Below are 15,133 nucleotides of genomic sequence, written 5' to 3'. Positions count from 1 at the left end.
TTTTACTCCATCCTTCCAGATGGCGCGCGCCCCGTTGGGGAGGCGTGGCCCGCGCCCGCCATCGCACGGAAAGACGTCCGCCGTCAAATCATAAAATTTTGCGGGGAGAAGAGATTTTCTCCCTTGCGCGAACCGAACAGCGCCGATAGCGCGAAGTTCATGGCCCGCAAGCACATTACCCCGGCGGAGGCGACCCTGTTCGACTGGGCGCTCCTCGCGCTCATTGTCGCCTTTGGCGGCTCGTCTTTTGCGTTTATTCGCAAGGCGGTGGAGACCGCGCCGCCTTCCGTGGTCGCCGCCGGGCGGCTCTGGGTGGCGGCGGTCCTGGTTTACATTCTGATGCGCGCCGCCGGACGGCGCCTGCCGCCCTTTTTCATCCGTAGCGGGACAAAATGGCGCGTGCGCCGGTCGTGGTGGTGGATGATCGGCGTGGGGGCGAGCGGCAATGTGCTGCCGTTCTATCTTTTCCCCTGGGCGCAGCAGCATGTGGAGAGCGGGCTCGCCGGCGTTTACATGGCGTTCATGCCGATCTGGACGCTGGCGCTCGCCTATTTTTTCGCCGGTGAAAATCTCACCGCGCGAAAACTTGGCGGCTTTGCGCTGGGTTTCATCGGCGTTCTCATCCTCATGGGGCCGGAAGCGCTGAAAGGCGTCATGACTTCGAGTTTTCTCGCCCAGGCGGGGCTTCTTCTCGCCACCTTTCTTTACGGCGTCTCCGCTGTCCTCTCGCGCCGGGCGCCGCCGATCCGCCCGCGGGTCTTCGCCTCAGGCATGCTGATCGTTGCAGCCTTCATGGCGATACCGGCGCTATTTTTCACAGACCTGCACCGCGAAGAATGGAGCGCGGCGAGCCTTATGAGCATCGTCTTTCTCGGCGTCTTTCCAACGGGGCTGAACGGCGTTCTCATCATCATGCTGATCCGCCGCGCCGGCGCCGGGTTCATGGCGCTCTCCAACTACATCACGCCCTTATGGGCTGTAGGGCTCGGCGCGGTCATCTATCACGAGCGGCTCGACTGGAATGTGCTCGCCGCGCTTGCGATAATTCTCGCCGGCGTCGCGGTGAGCCAACGGTCGCCTTTCAGTAAGAAACAAAAGGGCGTCAGCGCCGCCGGCGACGGCCTTGCGGGCGAACTCGAGCCCATGGTCGAGCGGACGGAAGAGGTCAGATGAAAATCCGGCCTTCCTGCATGAAGACCGCGTCGCCGCCGATGCGCACGGACTGAACCGCGCCGCCTTCGACCGCCACCGTCGCATTGATGCGGCTCGGGCGTCCCATCTCGAACCCCTGCTCGATCACCCAGCGATGCACGCCGTCGGAAATCGTCTCGCTGCGGATAATCTGCGCCGGAAAGCCCGCCGCCGCCGATCCGGTCGCGGCGTCTTCGACAACCCCGGCGCCGGGCGCAAACATCCGTGCGTGATAATTCACGTCCGGCCCTTCGCCGCCTTCAGCATAGAGGTAAATTCCGACTATCTCTTCGAGCGCAAGGTCGTCCCAGACGGCGCTGTTGACTTTCGCCTGTTTCACCGCATCCAGCGACGCTTTGACATAAATGTAATCGACCCCGGCGCCGCAGCGGCGCGGCTTGTGCGCTTGCGTCTCGATGGCGCTGACCTGCAGCGACAGCGCCGCCGCAAGTTTATCGACGGATGGCGCGGCGCCGGTTTCGGTTGGCAGGTTGGGATTTTCGAATTCAGCAAAGCCGCCCGTTTCCGTCACATCGACATCCACGGGAAAGACGCCCGTGTTGAGCTCAAGCCGGACTTTGCCTTTCAATCCCTTGGCGCGGGCGACAGCGATGGCCGTGCCCACGGTCGGATGGCCGGCGAAGGGCATTTCATAGCCGGGCGTAAAAATCCGCACGCGCGCCGTGTTATCGGGATTTTCCGGCGGCAGGACGAAGGTCGATTCCGCGTAATTGAACTCGCGGGTGATGGTCTGCATCTGCTCAAGGCTCAACCCTTGCGCGTCGAGCAGCACGGCAAGCTGGTTGCCGGTGAATTTTTTCTCTGTGAAAACGTCGAGCGTCACGAAATCATAAGCGGCCATGGGTCTCTCCGTTATATTTTATCCGCGCTTTATCGGCTTATGACATGACGTTCAATCGAGAATTTCTACTGAACTATCCATCCGTGCTGTTGAACCTCCGATCACCCCGGCGGAAGCCGGGGTCCAGCAATAACAAAAAGCCGGGCTTCGCCCGTCATTATTTCCGGGGCTGGATTCCGGTTGATGGTTCCCATCCATCAACTCGCCGGAATGATCGGAGGAAAAGTTCCGTTACTCCTCAACTACCCAGGCGTGATTGAGCGGCCCATGCCCGACGCCGTAACCCGGGGCCGTCGCAATCGCCTTGTGCACATAATCGACGGCGCGCTTCACAGCCGTTTGCAGCGCCAGCCCCTGCGCAAGACCCGTCGCAATCGCAGACGCCAGCGTGCAGCCGGTGCCATGGGTCGAGGTCGTGTCGATGCGCGGATTGGAGAAGATGCGCGCGCCCTCCGCAGAAACAAGCGCATCTTCGACCGTCTCACCGCTCATATGGCCGCCTTTGACCAGCGCCGCTTTCGCGCCGAGCGCGACCAGCGCTTCGCCCGCCGTAATCATGGCGTCGCGGGTCTCGATCTCCATGCCGGTCAACGCCGCAGCTTCGTCAATGTTCGGCGTAAGGACGGTCGACAGGGCGGAAAGTTTCTCCTTGATGAACGCCGCGACGCCGTCTTTCGCCAGCGCGTCGCCGCTGGTCGCGATCAGCACAGGGTCGAGAACGACAGGAACGCCCGAATATTTCCTGAGCGCAGTGTCGATGACCGCCGCCGTTTCCACATCGCCGATCATCCCGATCTTGATCGCGTCGGCGCCGATGTCTTCCATCACGGCTTCGATCTGCGCAGCGATGATATCCGGCGCGACCGCATGAACCGCGGAAACGCCTTTCGTATTCTGCACCGTAAGCGCGGTGATCGCCGCCGCCGCATAGCCGCCGAGCGCCGTCACCGTCTTGATGTCGGCTTGGATCCCGGCGCCGCCCGAGGGGTCGGACCCGGCGATAATGAGCACGCGGCCTTTCAAATCATTCCTCGCTTTCGCCTCACCTTTTTCTGACCTGCATAGGGCTTCACCCATGAAGGTCAAACATCCTCGCTTCGCTGCGGACGGGCGGTCGCCCTTGCCGGTCGTCAATGAGAAGAACTCATTGCCGCCCGGTTTGTCACGCGAACGCCCCAAGGTTTTCAAACATGCGCCCGAATTGCGCAATATCGGCCCCCGGGGCGATTATGGAGAGAGACGAATTCATGACCAACAGCCTACTCTGGACGGGGCTTTTATGCTGTGTCTCGGCGCTTGTGCTGCAGCTTTTCCCGGGCCTCGCCTTCCGCATCGGCGCGGAGCCCGCCGCGGCGTGGCTGGTCTTCGGCTTCGGGGTGTTTCTGATGATCATCGCCGCAATGGTCGCCTCGGGCGGAAGAAAGCATACCGATTGACTTCTGCATGTCGTCCGTATACTTCACCTGCATGATCACTGAGAACACCATTTTTCGACAGGCGTAGGCGTCTTTTCAGGCGCCCGAAGACCTGTGTGGTGATTTCTAAATCTCTTTTCGAAATCTGGACAACCACACTCGGCATGAATCCATGCCGGGTCGTCTAATGGTAGGACAACCGACTTTGGATCGGTTAATGCTGGTTCGACCCCAGCCCCGGCAGCCAGTTTTCGGCGAGCTTAAAATTTGACTGATTGACAGACGCCGCATCTGAGGCGTATGGCGGCGTCCGGGTGAAGGCCCCCGCCGCTCGCGAGCGACATGCTTTGGTGAAGTCCTTCGTTAAACGCTCTGGTCAGCCCTGCTTTCAGCATGCGGACCGATGGCAATGCGAGCCCCATCAGACAGTTCCGCATGGCGAAAGACGAGGTCTGCCATGACTAACCCTCCCTTGCCGTCACTAGACGCGCTCAAGCAGCAGGCGAAGCGCCTGCGCGCCGGTCTCGATGAAGACGGCGATTTCATCACCCACAGCGAGAGCCTTGAGCTCGTTGCGAAACAATACGGGTTTCGCGACTGGAACACGCTGTATGCAGCAGTGGGCAACCGCCCGCCCTTGAAACGCTTTCAACTGGGCTCGCGCGTCAAGGGCCGCTATCTCGGCCAGTTCTTCACGGGCGAGATCATCGCGATCCGCTCCATGCCGCCGGACCATTTGCGCGTTGTCCTTCAGTTCGACGAGCCGGTGGATGTGGTGACGTTCGAGAGCTTTTCCGCCTATCGCAGCCGCATCTCTGCGGTGATCGGTCCGGAAGGCGTCACCCTCGAGAAAACTTCCGACGGTCAGCCGCAATTGAGGATGGAAGCGATGTAAAAGCTCAGGACGCTTTCTTGAACTGCGCGTCGGAAAGCGACGTCGTCGAGCCCGTGATGTCGACTAGGCCGAGATGCAAAGGCTGGCCGGTGCGGCGGCTGACGATGGCGGCGGCCTGCGCCTCCGCCAGAATATGCTTCTGGCCCCACTGCATCAGCGCCATGAGCGGCAAAGCGAGATCGACGCCCTTCGACGTCAGCACATATTGGTGCCGTGTGCGCTGGCCCGCTTCCTTGTAGGCGCGCCGGCGCAACACGCCGCCATCAACAAGTTTCTTGAGCCGGTTCGAGAGAACCGTGCGCGGCATGCCGAGCGTTGTTTGCAACTCGTCGAAACGCGTCACGCCATAAAGCGCGGAGCGGATAATCAGCAGCGTCCAGCGGTCGCCGACGAGCTCAATCGCGGCGGCGAGGCCACAAGCCTCAAGCGGCGGCGCGCCGTCTTTCGCCTCGGGTTTGTCATGGGTGAACGCCATGGGGCGAATCGTTAGAACGATTTGCCATGTCGGCGCAATCGGGACCGGCGCGCCTTCGCCCGGGCCTTTCACGCGCATGTGTAGCGCTGGGGAGAAACCGGCGGGTTTCCGGCAAGAAATCGCGCCATTCTCGCCGCAATTGCCCGTCATCTATGGCGCATCGACATCCGGCTGGGGAAAGCACGGAGAGCGACATGAAACGACTTCTGAAACCGGTGATCGCGGGCGCGCTGGCCATGGCGGCCTTGGGCGCGGGGGCGGCTTTCGCCAAACCCGCTTATTGCAGCCACGATCACGACCACCGCAGCCACGCCGCGGATTACTACGATTATTTTGCGCCTGACCGTTATTACCGCGCCGGCGCCTATCGCGATGGAAGCCTCAGCATTTCCGTCCGCTTCGGCGATAACGACCGCTATGACCGCCGGGATCGTTATCACGACCGGCATGATTATGGCCGCCGCAACGGCTATCGCGGACGCGAAGGGCGCATCGTCAATCGCGAAGTCTACGACACCCGCTACCGTGCGCGCATCATTCTGACCGAAGAACTCGTGCGCACCCGTCACGGCCCGCGTCTGATCTGCACTGTCGACGCCCGCGGCCCGCAGGCGCGGTATGTGCCCAACAAGCAGTTGCGCCGGATCGCGCGCCGCGAATGTTCGCGCCGGGCCGACATACGCATCGTTACTTAAGTTGTGACTTCGGTAGCGTAACAAGCCCGCCGGCATGCGTATCTTGCCGGCGGGTTTTATATTGTCCTGATCGCCGCCGCCGCCGCCGCTTTGATGACGCGCAAGGGCGCGTCCGCCTTAGTCAGAATTCGCAAGCCCAGATAAGCGGCGAGCAAGGCGGAGGCGCGCTCTTCGCGCGCCTTTTGATCGCGGTCATAGGGGGCCGAAACTTCGAGCCCCTTTCGGAACATTTTTTCGAGCCGTCGCATGGAGGCGCTCACAACCGCCGTCGCCTGTTTGTCCTCCTGCCCCTGATCGGCGGCGGCGTTGCACAGAAAACAGCCGCGCCGGTCGCCCGCCGCCGCCAGCGCGATGACGCCGTCAAATAGCGTTTCAAATCGCGCCCGCGCCGTCCCCGGCCCCGCGAGCACTTCCTCCGCCTTTACAAATTCGGTCGCCTCGTAGCGCTCCAGCGCCGCGAGATACATCGCCCGCTTGTCAGGAAAGATGCGATAAAGGCTTTGTTTGTTAAGCCCGGTCGCCGCCTCGATGTCCTGCATGGAGGCGCCTTCATAGCCCTGGCGCCAGAAGACATCCATCACGCCGTCGAGCGCCTCGCCAATCTCGAATTCCCGCAATCGCGCCATTTTCAGCTTCTCACGCTATCGTTACCAATCGGTCCGGAATAAATAATTGACCATTCGGTCCGCAATTACATATAAAGCATCGCAGCAGGGCGCAAGAGACCCCGCCGCAGCAAGAAACAAGACCCTTAGATCAAAACGAACCCCACGGGGAAAAGGAGAAATACCATGAGCCGTCTTACGCAACTTTCAGACAATGAAGCCTCCGCCGAAGCCGCAGCGCTGTTCGGCGCCATCAAATCGAAACTGGGCATTGTGCCCAATCTTTACCGCGTCATCGGGAACGCCCCGGCGGTTCTTTCCGCCGCGCTCGGTTTCAACGAAGCGCTCGGCAAGGGCTCCTTCGACCAGAAAACTCGCGAAGCGCTCGCGCTGACCGTCGCCGGCAAAAATGCTTGTGATTACTGCGCCTCGGCCCATTCGGCGATTTCGCGCAACCTCAAAGTCGACGAGGCGGAAATCACGGCGCGGCTGCACGGCAAATCCGCCGATCCAAAGCTGAACGCCATTCTGACCTTCGCATCCGCCGTCGTTGAAAAACGCGGGAAAGTTTCGGACGAAGATCTCAAAGCCGCGAAGGCCGCCGGCATCTCCGAAGGCGAGATTGTCGAAACCGTGGGCGTGGTCGTCGCCAATATCCTGACCAACTACATCAACCACGTCGCCGACACGGAGATCGATTTCCCCGTGGTGCGCACTCAAGCTGCGTAAACGCGCATCACTGAAACGGCCGGGCCCGTCCCCCGCACCCGGCCGTTTTTCTTTTCCGGATGCTGATTAAGACGCCGCGTCAACCGCGGCGCAGATGTCGTCGACCACGGTTTTGACGAGCGTTCCGTTCTCACCCTCGCCCATGACGCGGATCAAGGGCTCGGTGCCGGATTTGCGGATGACGAGACGCCCGGATTTGCCGAGCTTTTCCTCGCCCGCTTCGATCGCCTTCTTGACGCCCTCGGCCTCGAGAGGATCGCCGCCCTTAAAGCGGACGTTTTTCAAAAGCTGCGGGAACGGCTCAAAACAGCGGCAGACATCGCTCACCTTGCGGCCTTCCCCGACAACCACCGCCAGCACTTGCAGCGCCGTCACAAGGCCGTCGCCCGTGGTGCCGTAATCGGAGAGCACCACATGGCCCGACGGCTCCCCGCCGATATTGATGCCCTTGGCGCGCATTTCCTCGACCACATAGCGGTCGCCGACTTTCGTGCGCTCGAGTTTCAGGCCTTCGCCGCCGAGAAACTTGTCGAGGCCCATATTCGCCATAACGGTGGAGACGACGCCGCCGCCCTTGAGGGCGCCGGTCTTCTTCCAGGCGCGGGCGATCAGCGCAAGGATCTGGTCGCCGTCGACGATCTCGCCTTTTTCGTCGCAGATGATGACGCGGTCGGCGTCGCCATCGAGGGCGATGCCGATATCGGCGCGATATTCATGCACCGCCTTTTGCATCTTTTCCGGCGCGGTCGAGCCCACTTCATGATTGATGTTGAAGCCGTTGGGTTCGACGCCGATGGTTTTCACTTCCGCGCCAAGCTCCCATAGAACCGTGGGCGCCACCTTGTAGCCGGCGCCGTTGGCGCAATCGATAACGACGCGCACGCCGTCAAGCGATTGGCGGCGCGGAAACGCAGCTTTTGCGAATTCAATGTAGCGCGCCCCGGCGTCATCGATGCGCTTGACGCGGCCAAGATCGGCGGGCGCGGCGCGTCCAGCCTCCGGCCCTTCGCGCATCAGCCGTTCGATCTCGATTTCGGTTTCGTCGGAAAGTTTGAAGCCGTCCGGCCCGAAAAACTTCACGCCATTGTCTTGATAGGGATTATGCGAGGCCGAGATCATGACGCCAAGATCGGCGCGCAAACTTCGCGTCAGCATGGCCATGGCCGGCGTCGGCAGCGGCCCCAGCAAGAACACATCCATGCCCGACGCGGCGAATCCGGCGGTGAGCGCCGGTTCGATCATATAACCGGAAAGGCGCGTATCCTTGCCGATCACCACACGATGGCGGTGCGCGCCGTTCTTGAAGACGCGGCCCACGGCCATGCCGAGCGCCAGAATGCTCTCCGGCGTCATCGCGCCTGCATTAGCAAGGCCGCGCACGCCGTCCGTTCCGAAAATTTCCCGCTTGCCGGTCATCTGATCGTCGCCCCGCATGGGCTGCCGCTCCTTTACCAATACTTAAAATCTTACCACGCCGCGCCTTCCAAGCTCTTAATACAATGGCATGATTTCACCCGCTAGGCTGGCGCCGGGTCTTTCAAGCAGACAATCCGGACGAAATCGTGACCATTTCCGCTCAGCCCCTTATATCCCGCGCGCCAGCCGGCGCAGTCAGATTTGACGGGGCGGCCTTCTGGCCAGCCATCGCGGCGCTGACGGCGCTCTCGCTCGCGCTGCGGCAGGCCGGGCTGACGCCGGATGTGAGCTGGCTTCTCGACATGTGCCAGCGCATGCTGAACGGCGAAACGGCCTATGTGGACATTTTCGAGACCACGCCGCCCGTGCCGGCCCTTCTCTATATGCCGGGCGCGCTCATCGCAAACGCGACGGGCATAGGCGCCGGCGCAGCCGTTTACGCCACCGTCTACGCAGCGATTTTGTTCGCGCTTTACATAAGCGACAGAATTCTGCCGCGCAGCCTTTCCGGCGCCGGATCGAGCCGTCTTGTCGTCATTGCGCCAGCCGCCGTCTTCCTCTTTTTCCTGTGCAACGACGCCTTTGCGCAGCGCGAACATCTCGCCGCCGCTTTCGCTTTGCCGATGGCCTGCGTCTTCATTAGCCGGGCCGAAACCGGCGACTGGCCGGCTTTCAGTCTCTGCATTCTCGCCGCGGTCCTGGCCGGCTTCTGCGCCGCCATCAAGCCGCCCTTGTTCATAACGCCGGGCGTCGCGCTCGCGGTTTATTATTTATGGCGCCATCGCAGCATTGTTTTCCTGTGGCGCAGCGGCCTCGTCATCGCAGGCGCCGTCTTCGTCCTGCTGACGGCGCTCTCGCTCCTGGCGTTTCCTGCTTATCTCGACGGCGTCGCCCCGTTGATGCGAGACATCTATGTGCCCGTGCGCTCCACCGTGTTGTTGGGGCTCACTTCCAAGGAATTTATCGGCGTTACGGTCTTCCTGCTCTTCGCGCTCAGAAAGAAACCGTCTCCAGCGACCGCAGTGTTCTCGGTCCTCGCCGCTGCGTTCACGGCCGTCTATTTCGCGCAAGGAAAATATTTCCCGTATCACCTCTATCCCGCCTCGTTCTTCGCCGGGCTCGCTTTCGCTTTTTCTCTGGCCGAGACATTGCGCTCAGACGCCGGGACTTTCGCGAAAGAAAATCGCATCTTCGCTGCAGCGCTGGCGGTCATGACGATCATCCTCGCAGGCGGCGTCTATGAGACTTATGACGACCGGCGCCCGCGGATGCACGATCGCGCCTGGACCGAAGGGCTTGACCGGCCGACAGCGCTCGCGATCTCCACCAATATCGCCATCGCCTTCCCCCTCGCGCAGGAAATCGGCGCCGTATGGGTCGACCGCATTCACAGCCAGTGGGTCGTCCTCTATGCGGATGCGGGCCTTGAGCAAAAGGACTTGACCGCCGAGCAACAAGCGATGTTTCAATCGTATTACGATGCGGAGATCGACCGGATTATGGAGCGCATTCGCGAGACAAAACCGGATATTATCATTCGCGGACACACCTTTGCCCCGCTGAACGAAGAGATCTTGAAACGCGATCCGCACCTTCTTGATGACTATGCGTCAGTCGCACGCCAAGGCGTGATTGAAATTCTAAAACGAAACTAGCCGTTGCTCTTTGGCGCGGCGACAATCAGCATTTGCTTCGCGAGGGGCTTGATCGGCGACGCAAGGTAGGCCTGGATCAGAAACGGGTGAACCGGCAGACGCGACTTCACGGTCAACGGCAAAAACTTCGCTTTCACGTCGAGCACATCATATCCGTTCGCGCCGAGAAAATCGGCGATCGACACATGTGACCAAATGGCGACATGGGTGTAATCGTCGAAATACTCTCGCGACGCGAAACGGTAATTCGGCTGCAGGATCGTCAGGCGCCCCTTTTCGGAAAGAATGCGCTTCAACGCCTTTAGCGTCTTGGCGAAATGCTCCTGCGTCACATGCTCGAACACATTGCTCGCAAAAGCGTAATCGACTGAATTGTTCTGGATCGCATCGAGATCGGCGATGTCGCCGACGATCGGTTCAACGCCCGGCTCCAGCAAAGGCGGAAAATCCGGCCACATTTCGACCGCGATCCGCCGCTTGGCGCTGACATTATTGATGAACTCACAGCGCCCTGCGCCGAGATCGAGCACGCAATCCTCAGGGCCAATATGGTTTGAGAAATAGCTGCGCCACAAGGCTTCCCAGACGACATTGCGCCGCTTGTCCTCGGCGAAGCGGGTCTCGTGATAGCCCGATGTCATGAAGATTTCTTCCAGCCGAAGGTGATGCCGCGGATCATCCTGAGCCCCACCTGCAGCGCGCGGATATTGTCGGTGTTGCCGCCTTTGCTGACGCCGACGCGCGGGTGAAACGTCACCGGACATTCGATGAGGGTCAGGCCGGCCTCAAGCGCCTTGTCCATGAAATAGGCGTTAAACTCCAGATTGACTTCCGGATTAAGGTGCGGCAGCAGCCGCGCCAGCGCGCGCCGGCGCACCAGCTTGTAGGTCGAGCCCACATCGGTGAGCGTCGCCCGGCCGAGATGCTTGGCTTCCATGAGTTTGGCGACGAAAAGATTGCCGTAAAACATGAAGGTCGTAAGCTGTGTTTTCTGCTCGCGCAGGGTTTCGACCGTGCGCGTGCCGTTGACGATGTCCGTATGCGGTGCAAAAGTCACAAGCTTGTCGATGTCGGCCGCGCGAAAAGTCCGGTCGCCTTCGCACAAAACGATGAGATCTGACGTGCTGCGCTTCATTGCCTCGATGTAACAGCGGTAAACGCAACGCCCATAACCCTGCCGCTCTTCATTGACGACGATGGCGCCTGCTGCCTCGGCACGTTCGAAGGTCTTGTCCGTGCTGTTGTTGGAGACGACGATGACCTGCTCCACCCGTTCATGAGAAAGAAAGTTTTCAACCGCGGCGGCGATGCTGTCTTCGTCATTATAGGCGGTGAGCGCGACGGTCACCTTGACGTCGCGCATGGATTCCTCGCGATAGCGCCGCACGGGGCGCTTGCTTTCGAAAAACAGAAAGAAATCGGCTGCGGCGAAGGCGAGCCCAAGCACCATGGGAACGCCGCTGTACCAAACCAGAAACTCCGAGACTGGCAGCAGCGTTTCGTTAAGGCCGAAGAGATAACGCGGGAAAACCAAGAGGACGCCGACGAGATACATAACGGTCGCGGCGATAAAAAGGTAAACGCCATACATGAGCCATGGCAGATGCGCCACGCGTGCGGCGCGCGAAAGCTTCCGGGGTTCAGGCTTTTGCAATGCAGGAAGCGAATTGGCGCCGGCGGCATCTTCCGCCTGCGCCTCGTTGCCGGTCTGTTCTAAGCGCGCGCCTGTCTGCATGCCGCCCCAGAGGTCCCTTAACTCTTTATTGACCCTGCTAGCATGCAGGGTCTTGCAAAGGCCTTAACGGGAAGCGGAAATTACCGAACGGTTTCGATCGCGGAGAAGACGCTGAGCGCCTGACGGGTTTCGGCGACGTCATGGACGCGGAAGATCGAGGCGCCGCGCGAAAATCCCGACAGCACCGCCGCCAGCGAGCCGCCGAGCCTGTCCTTTGCGGGGCCTTCGCGGTCGAGCGCCGCGATGAAGCGCTTGCGCGAGGCGCCTAGCAGAACCGGCCGTCCGAGGGCGCAGAACCGGTCAAGATGAGCCATAAGGTTCAGATTGTGGTTCAGCGTCTTGCCGAAGCCGATGCCCGGATCGACGATCAGTCGTTCCTCGCTAACGCCCGCCTTGACGCACGCTTCAATGCGTCGGGCGAGATAGGCGTAAACCTCCTCGACCACATCGTCATAGTGCGGGTCTCGTTGCATCGTCTTCGGATCGCCCTGGGCGTGCATCAGAACGATATCGCAGGGAAGCGACATGGCGGTGTCGAGACTGTCCGGCGCGAAAGATAGCGCCGTCACATCGTTCCAGATCGATGCGCCAGCCGAAACGGCGGCGCGCGCCACATCGGGCTTCCTGGTATCTATGGAAATCGCCGCCTCGCAGCCCTTTTTGCGAAGGCCTTCGATCACAGGGATGGTCCGCGCAAGTTCGAGTTCGAGCGGGACTTCTTCAGCGCCGGGGCGCGTCGATTCGCCTCCGATATCGAGAATATCGGCGCCGTCGCTCGCGAGTTTCAGGCCATGCGCGACTGCGGCCTGCGCGTCGAGATATACGCCGCCGTCAGAAAAGGAATCCGGCGTCGCATTGACGACGCCCATAATCTGTACTGCGCGCCGCGCATCGGCGCTGTCATCGCTCATAGCGCACCATATACTGGATATCGCCCATGACGATGTCGCCATAAAGCGGCTCTACGACCGCCACGTCCTCTAGGAATTTTTCGGCGAATTCAACCCGTTCTTTTGAATAGGACCAGCGCAGATCCGCTTCGCCGAAGAGCGCGTCCGCAACGTCTTCATAATCCGCTGACGCGGCGCCATGGCTCACCCAGCCAGCTCCAATATCTTCGTACACGGTCACATTAACAAAAGCGCCGTCAATCCGGATGAACAGGAATTCAAGAGGTTCGGCTGCCGTCAGCTCGCGATAGAGCCCATGACACAATGACAAACCCGTCTTCTCGGCGCCTTCCGGCGCGCAATCGTTCCAGCGCAGCGGCGCTGGCAGATTGCGCAAGAGCGCGGCCGGCGGCTCGCCGCCCTCGCCCATGCGAAGCCGCGCGCGCATCGTCTCAGGCGAAAGATATTCATCGCCGGTCGTCAGCTGCAGCCGCTGGCCGAGACTGGAAAGATCCTTCTTGGGATTGGCGATGACCTCAGCCTTTCGCAATTCCTCGGCGACCGCGAGCCGTCTTTGATCGTCATTCAACCCGCGAAAGTCGGCGACAGCGAGGGAATCCGTGAATTCGGGACGAACCGCCAGCGCGCCGGCATAGGTCCACGCAGCCGCCTCATCCTGAATGAGAACCGTCATGCCATCTCTCCCGCCCCGCGGATGGCGCGCCCATTCATAAGGATCATAGGGCACGATCACCGCATCCTCATCGCCGTCAAAATCGATATCGATCAGGCGAACAAGACAGCGGCCATCTTTCAAAGGTTCGTCTTCCGCCGTGACGACGGCATACTGCTTTGGCCTTAGCCGTTCCGGCTGGGCGAGAATGCGCGCCGTTTCCGCAACACGGTCGTCGAAGTTGCGCTTGGCGTTCAGGCAGCCTTCAACCGGGTCGGCGCCTTCGCGGCGAAGGACCACCCCGTCCGGCAACTCGCCTTCGTCAATCAGGCGCAGCGCATCGCGCCGTGCGCTAATCGACTGTTCGATGAATCCGTAAGGGCGCTGTTCGCCGGGGTTTTGCGCCAGCAATGCGATGCGCTCATCGCGGGGGCTGCCGCTTCGGGCGGCGAGGTCCGCCAGCGCGCGCTCGCCCCAAGCCCCGGCGCGGCGGCTGGCGAGAAATCCGAAATCGAATTCATCCGGTTCGACGACGCCGCGATCGAGGCGGGAAAGCTGGTTCGCGACAGAAATCCGCGCCGGCGACAAAAGCGGCGTCATCAGAGCGGCTAGGATGACCGCCACAGCGATCGCCGCGCCGATATTGACCGGCTCGAGAACCGCCATCCAGCGTCCAGGCTTTACCGCCGCCGCCAGATAGCCGACGGCGTAGATCGCAACGATGACCAGTTCCGCAGCAGCAAGCACGCGAGCCGGCGTAAGTCCGTATTGATCGACGCGCAGCCAAAGTCCGAGCGCCGCAAGCGCGACGACGCCCAGAAGCGGGAGCGCCGCGAACCGGACAGTCGCCCGCATGAACGCGGTATTGGCGACGCCGCCATCCTGATACGCGGCGTTGATGAGAAAGATCATGGTCGCCGCTGCATTGAGCAGCAGCACCGTCGCGCGTCCGGTGTCCCATAGCGGCTCCAGGCCAGTGAAAAGAAGCGCCAACAAGAACGCGGCGAGAATGCACGTCATCAAGACCGCAAGCCACGAAAGCAGCATCAGCCCGATCTGGCGCGCGCCGCGCGTCAGGCCGATATCCGCATCAGCAAGATGCGCCCCGACCGCAAACACAAGTCCCGACGTAATCCATACAAACTCGCCGGAAAAAATCGCGCGGCGAATAAAGTCCAGACCGATCAAGTCGAACATCCACGCGCCAAGGGAAATCACAATCCAATAGGCGCCAAGAAAGATCAGGGCGAGCACTACCTGAAAACCGCGCCCCCACGCGTTCCCGAAATAAGCGCCGTAGGAAGCAATCAGCTTGTCATCGTCAATCGCGCTCTGAATGAGTTCATGCAGGATGAACAATACGATCAGCGAGAAAAGCGAGACATTGATAAGGCCGTCTATCGACTCCCAGGCCGTCGTTGGGCCAAACCAGCCAAAGATGAACAGGAGCGCCACAGCGCCCGCGGCCCAGGCGGCCAGTCGCAACACCGGCATGCGCCCCAAGCCGAACAGCAACGGCAGGGGACCGAGCCATGCGACCAAACGGCCGATATTGATAAACCGGTTCCACGCCTCGCCTTCCGCGAAGCCGTAGGCCGGCTCGGACCGGTTCAGATATTCCGCAGCCCAATAAAGCAGCGCCCCATGGATGAGGCCTAACGCTATGCGCGCCGCGAGAATGTGAAGACGTTGCTTGTGCGGTTGCGTTGACACGAAGCCCCCTGTTCGTTGCGACCGGCAAAGGCGCTGGCGCTGATCGGCAGGGTCATTCTACGCATGAAATTGCGGAGGGACTATGACCCCGATGACGCCAAAAAAAGACGTTTTCTCGTCAGCCTGCCCGAAAAAATAAAGGCCCTTCCACCGCAGATGGAAAGGCCTTCGTTTCAAATCAAGC

At 60.9% G+C, this 15,133-nt stretch carries 15 protein-coding genes and 1 tRNA gene; 7 read left to right on the top strand and 9 right to left on the bottom strand.

Features of this window, described 5'->3' with window-relative positions; genetic code table 11:
- Positions 1–123: 123 nt before the first annotated feature.
- Positions 124–1,173 carry a DMT family transporter gene (locus ACQY5P_RS15370; RefSeq protein ID WP_428407749.1) on the top strand — a complete coding sequence of 350 codons (1,050 nt, stop codon included), beginning with the start codon at positions 124–126 and terminating at the stop codon, positions 1,171–1,173.
- On the opposite strand, the gene ACQY5P_RS15365 is transcribed toward ACQY5P_RS15370, so the two are convergent.
- Both ACQY5P_RS15365 and thiD read right to left on the bottom strand, forming a co-directional pair.
- Entirely contained in the window at positions 1,166–2,053 is an 888-nt protein-coding gene (locus ACQY5P_RS15365; RefSeq protein WP_428407748.1) for a PhzF family phenazine biosynthesis protein, read from the bottom strand. The two genes, ACQY5P_RS15370 and ACQY5P_RS15365, sit on opposite strands and share 8 nt — an antisense overlap.
- Before the next feature lie 231 nt (positions 2,054–2,284).
- Positions 2,285–3,130 (bottom strand): bifunctional hydroxymethylpyrimidine kinase/phosphomethylpyrimidine kinase, encoded by an 846-nt coding sequence (gene thiD, locus ACQY5P_RS15360; protein ID WP_428407747.1) that lies wholly within the window; start codon positions 3,128–3,130, stop codon positions 2,285–2,287.
- Positions 3,131–3,300: 170 nt separating this feature from the next.
- Here thiD and ACQY5P_RS15355 point away from each other — a divergent pair, with 170 nt between their 5' ends.
- From ACQY5P_RS15355 to ACQY5P_RS15345, 3 genes are all read left to right on the top strand, one after another.
- On the top strand, positions 3,301–3,489 hold the full coding sequence (locus ACQY5P_RS15355) for a hypothetical protein (RefSeq protein WP_428407746.1): 189 nt from the start codon (positions 3,301–3,303) through the stop codon (positions 3,487–3,489).
- Between the two features lie 152 nt (positions 3,490–3,641).
- Positions 3,642–3,715, top strand: a tRNA-Gln gene (locus ACQY5P_RS15350).
- Positions 3,716–3,925: 210 nt separating this feature from the next.
- Positions 3,926–4,363, top strand: coding sequence for a glyoxalase superfamily protein (locus ACQY5P_RS15345; RefSeq protein WP_428407745.1), 438 nt, complete (start codon positions 3,926–3,928; stop codon positions 4,361–4,363).
- Between the two features lie 4 nt (positions 4,364–4,367).
- Here ACQY5P_RS15345 and ACQY5P_RS15340 read toward each other — a convergent pair whose 3' ends face one another.
- Positions 4,368–4,916 carry a winged helix-turn-helix transcriptional regulator gene (locus tag ACQY5P_RS15340; protein ID WP_428407744.1) on the bottom strand — a complete coding sequence of 183 codons (549 nt, stop codon included), beginning with the start codon at positions 4,914–4,916 and terminating at the stop codon, positions 4,368–4,370.
- Between the two features lie 116 nt (positions 4,917–5,032).
- Between ACQY5P_RS15340 and ACQY5P_RS15335 the strand changes: the two genes are divergently transcribed.
- The gene (locus ACQY5P_RS15335) at positions 5,033–5,533 is read left to right on the top strand and encodes a hypothetical protein (RefSeq protein ID WP_428407743.1); all 501 of its coding nucleotides are present in this window, start codon (positions 5,033–5,035) and stop codon (positions 5,531–5,533) included.
- A gap of 56 nt (positions 5,534–5,589) precedes the next feature.
- Here ACQY5P_RS15335 and ACQY5P_RS15330 read toward each other — a convergent pair whose 3' ends face one another.
- The gene (locus tag ACQY5P_RS15330; protein WP_428407742.1) at positions 5,590–6,159 is read right to left on the bottom strand and encodes a TetR/AcrR family transcriptional regulator; all 570 of its coding nucleotides are present in this window, start codon (positions 6,157–6,159) and stop codon (positions 5,590–5,592) included.
- Between the two features lie 165 nt (positions 6,160–6,324).
- On the opposite strand from ACQY5P_RS15330, the gene ACQY5P_RS15325 reads away from it, so the two are divergent.
- Positions 6,325–6,867 (top strand): carboxymuconolactone decarboxylase family protein, encoded by a 543-nt coding sequence (locus ACQY5P_RS15325; protein WP_428407741.1) that lies wholly within the window; start codon positions 6,325–6,327, stop codon positions 6,865–6,867.
- A 66-nt stretch (positions 6,868–6,933) separates the two neighbouring features.
- Here ACQY5P_RS15325 and glmM read toward each other — a convergent pair whose 3' ends face one another.
- Positions 6,934–8,301 (bottom strand): phosphoglucosamine mutase, encoded by a 1,368-nt coding sequence (gene glmM, locus ACQY5P_RS15320; RefSeq protein ID WP_428407740.1) that lies wholly within the window; start codon positions 8,299–8,301, stop codon positions 6,934–6,936.
- A 128-nt stretch (positions 8,302–8,429) separates the two neighbouring features.
- Here glmM and ACQY5P_RS15315 point away from each other — a divergent pair, with 128 nt between their 5' ends.
- The gene (locus ACQY5P_RS15315) at positions 8,430–9,938 is read left to right on the top strand and encodes a hypothetical protein (RefSeq protein ID WP_428407739.1); all 1,509 of its coding nucleotides are present in this window, start codon (positions 8,430–8,432) and stop codon (positions 9,936–9,938) included.
- Here the strand turns inward: ACQY5P_RS15315 and ACQY5P_RS15310 are convergent.
- The 4 genes from ACQY5P_RS15310 to ACQY5P_RS15295 form a co-directional block, all read right to left on the bottom strand.
- Positions 9,935–10,579: a methyltransferase domain-containing protein gene (locus tag ACQY5P_RS15310; protein ID WP_428407738.1), complete on the bottom strand. Its 645-nt coding sequence runs from the start codon at positions 10,577–10,579 to the stop codon at positions 9,935–9,937. The two genes, ACQY5P_RS15315 and ACQY5P_RS15310, sit on opposite strands and share 4 nt — an antisense overlap.
- On the bottom strand, positions 10,576–11,673 hold the full coding sequence (locus tag ACQY5P_RS15305; protein ID WP_428407737.1) for a glycosyltransferase family 2 protein: 1,098 nt from the start codon (positions 11,671–11,673) through the stop codon (positions 10,576–10,578). The genes ACQY5P_RS15310 and ACQY5P_RS15305 overlap by 4 nt, the downstream gene beginning before the upstream one ends.
- A gap of 80 nt (positions 11,674–11,753) precedes the next feature.
- Positions 11,754–12,584: a dihydropteroate synthase gene (gene folP / locus ACQY5P_RS15300; protein WP_428407736.1), complete on the bottom strand. Its 831-nt coding sequence runs from the start codon at positions 12,582–12,584 to the stop codon at positions 11,754–11,756.
- Positions 12,574–14,949 carry a DUF4153 domain-containing protein gene (locus ACQY5P_RS15295; protein WP_428407735.1) on the bottom strand — a complete coding sequence of 792 codons (2,376 nt, stop codon included), beginning with the start codon at positions 14,947–14,949 and terminating at the stop codon, positions 12,574–12,576. Before ACQY5P_RS15295 ends, folP begins: the two co-directional genes overlap by 11 nt.
- Between the last annotated feature and the right edge of the window lie 184 nt (positions 14,950–15,133).

Origin of the sequence: Hyphococcus sp. (genome assembly GCF_965267305.1) — a bacterium.
In the GTDB taxonomy this organism is placed as follows: domain Bacteria; phylum Pseudomonadota; class Alphaproteobacteria; order Caulobacterales; family Parvularculaceae; genus Hyphococcus.
Note: the sequence above shows the minus strand (reverse complement) of the source record. Positions and strands in the feature narration are given on the sequence as shown.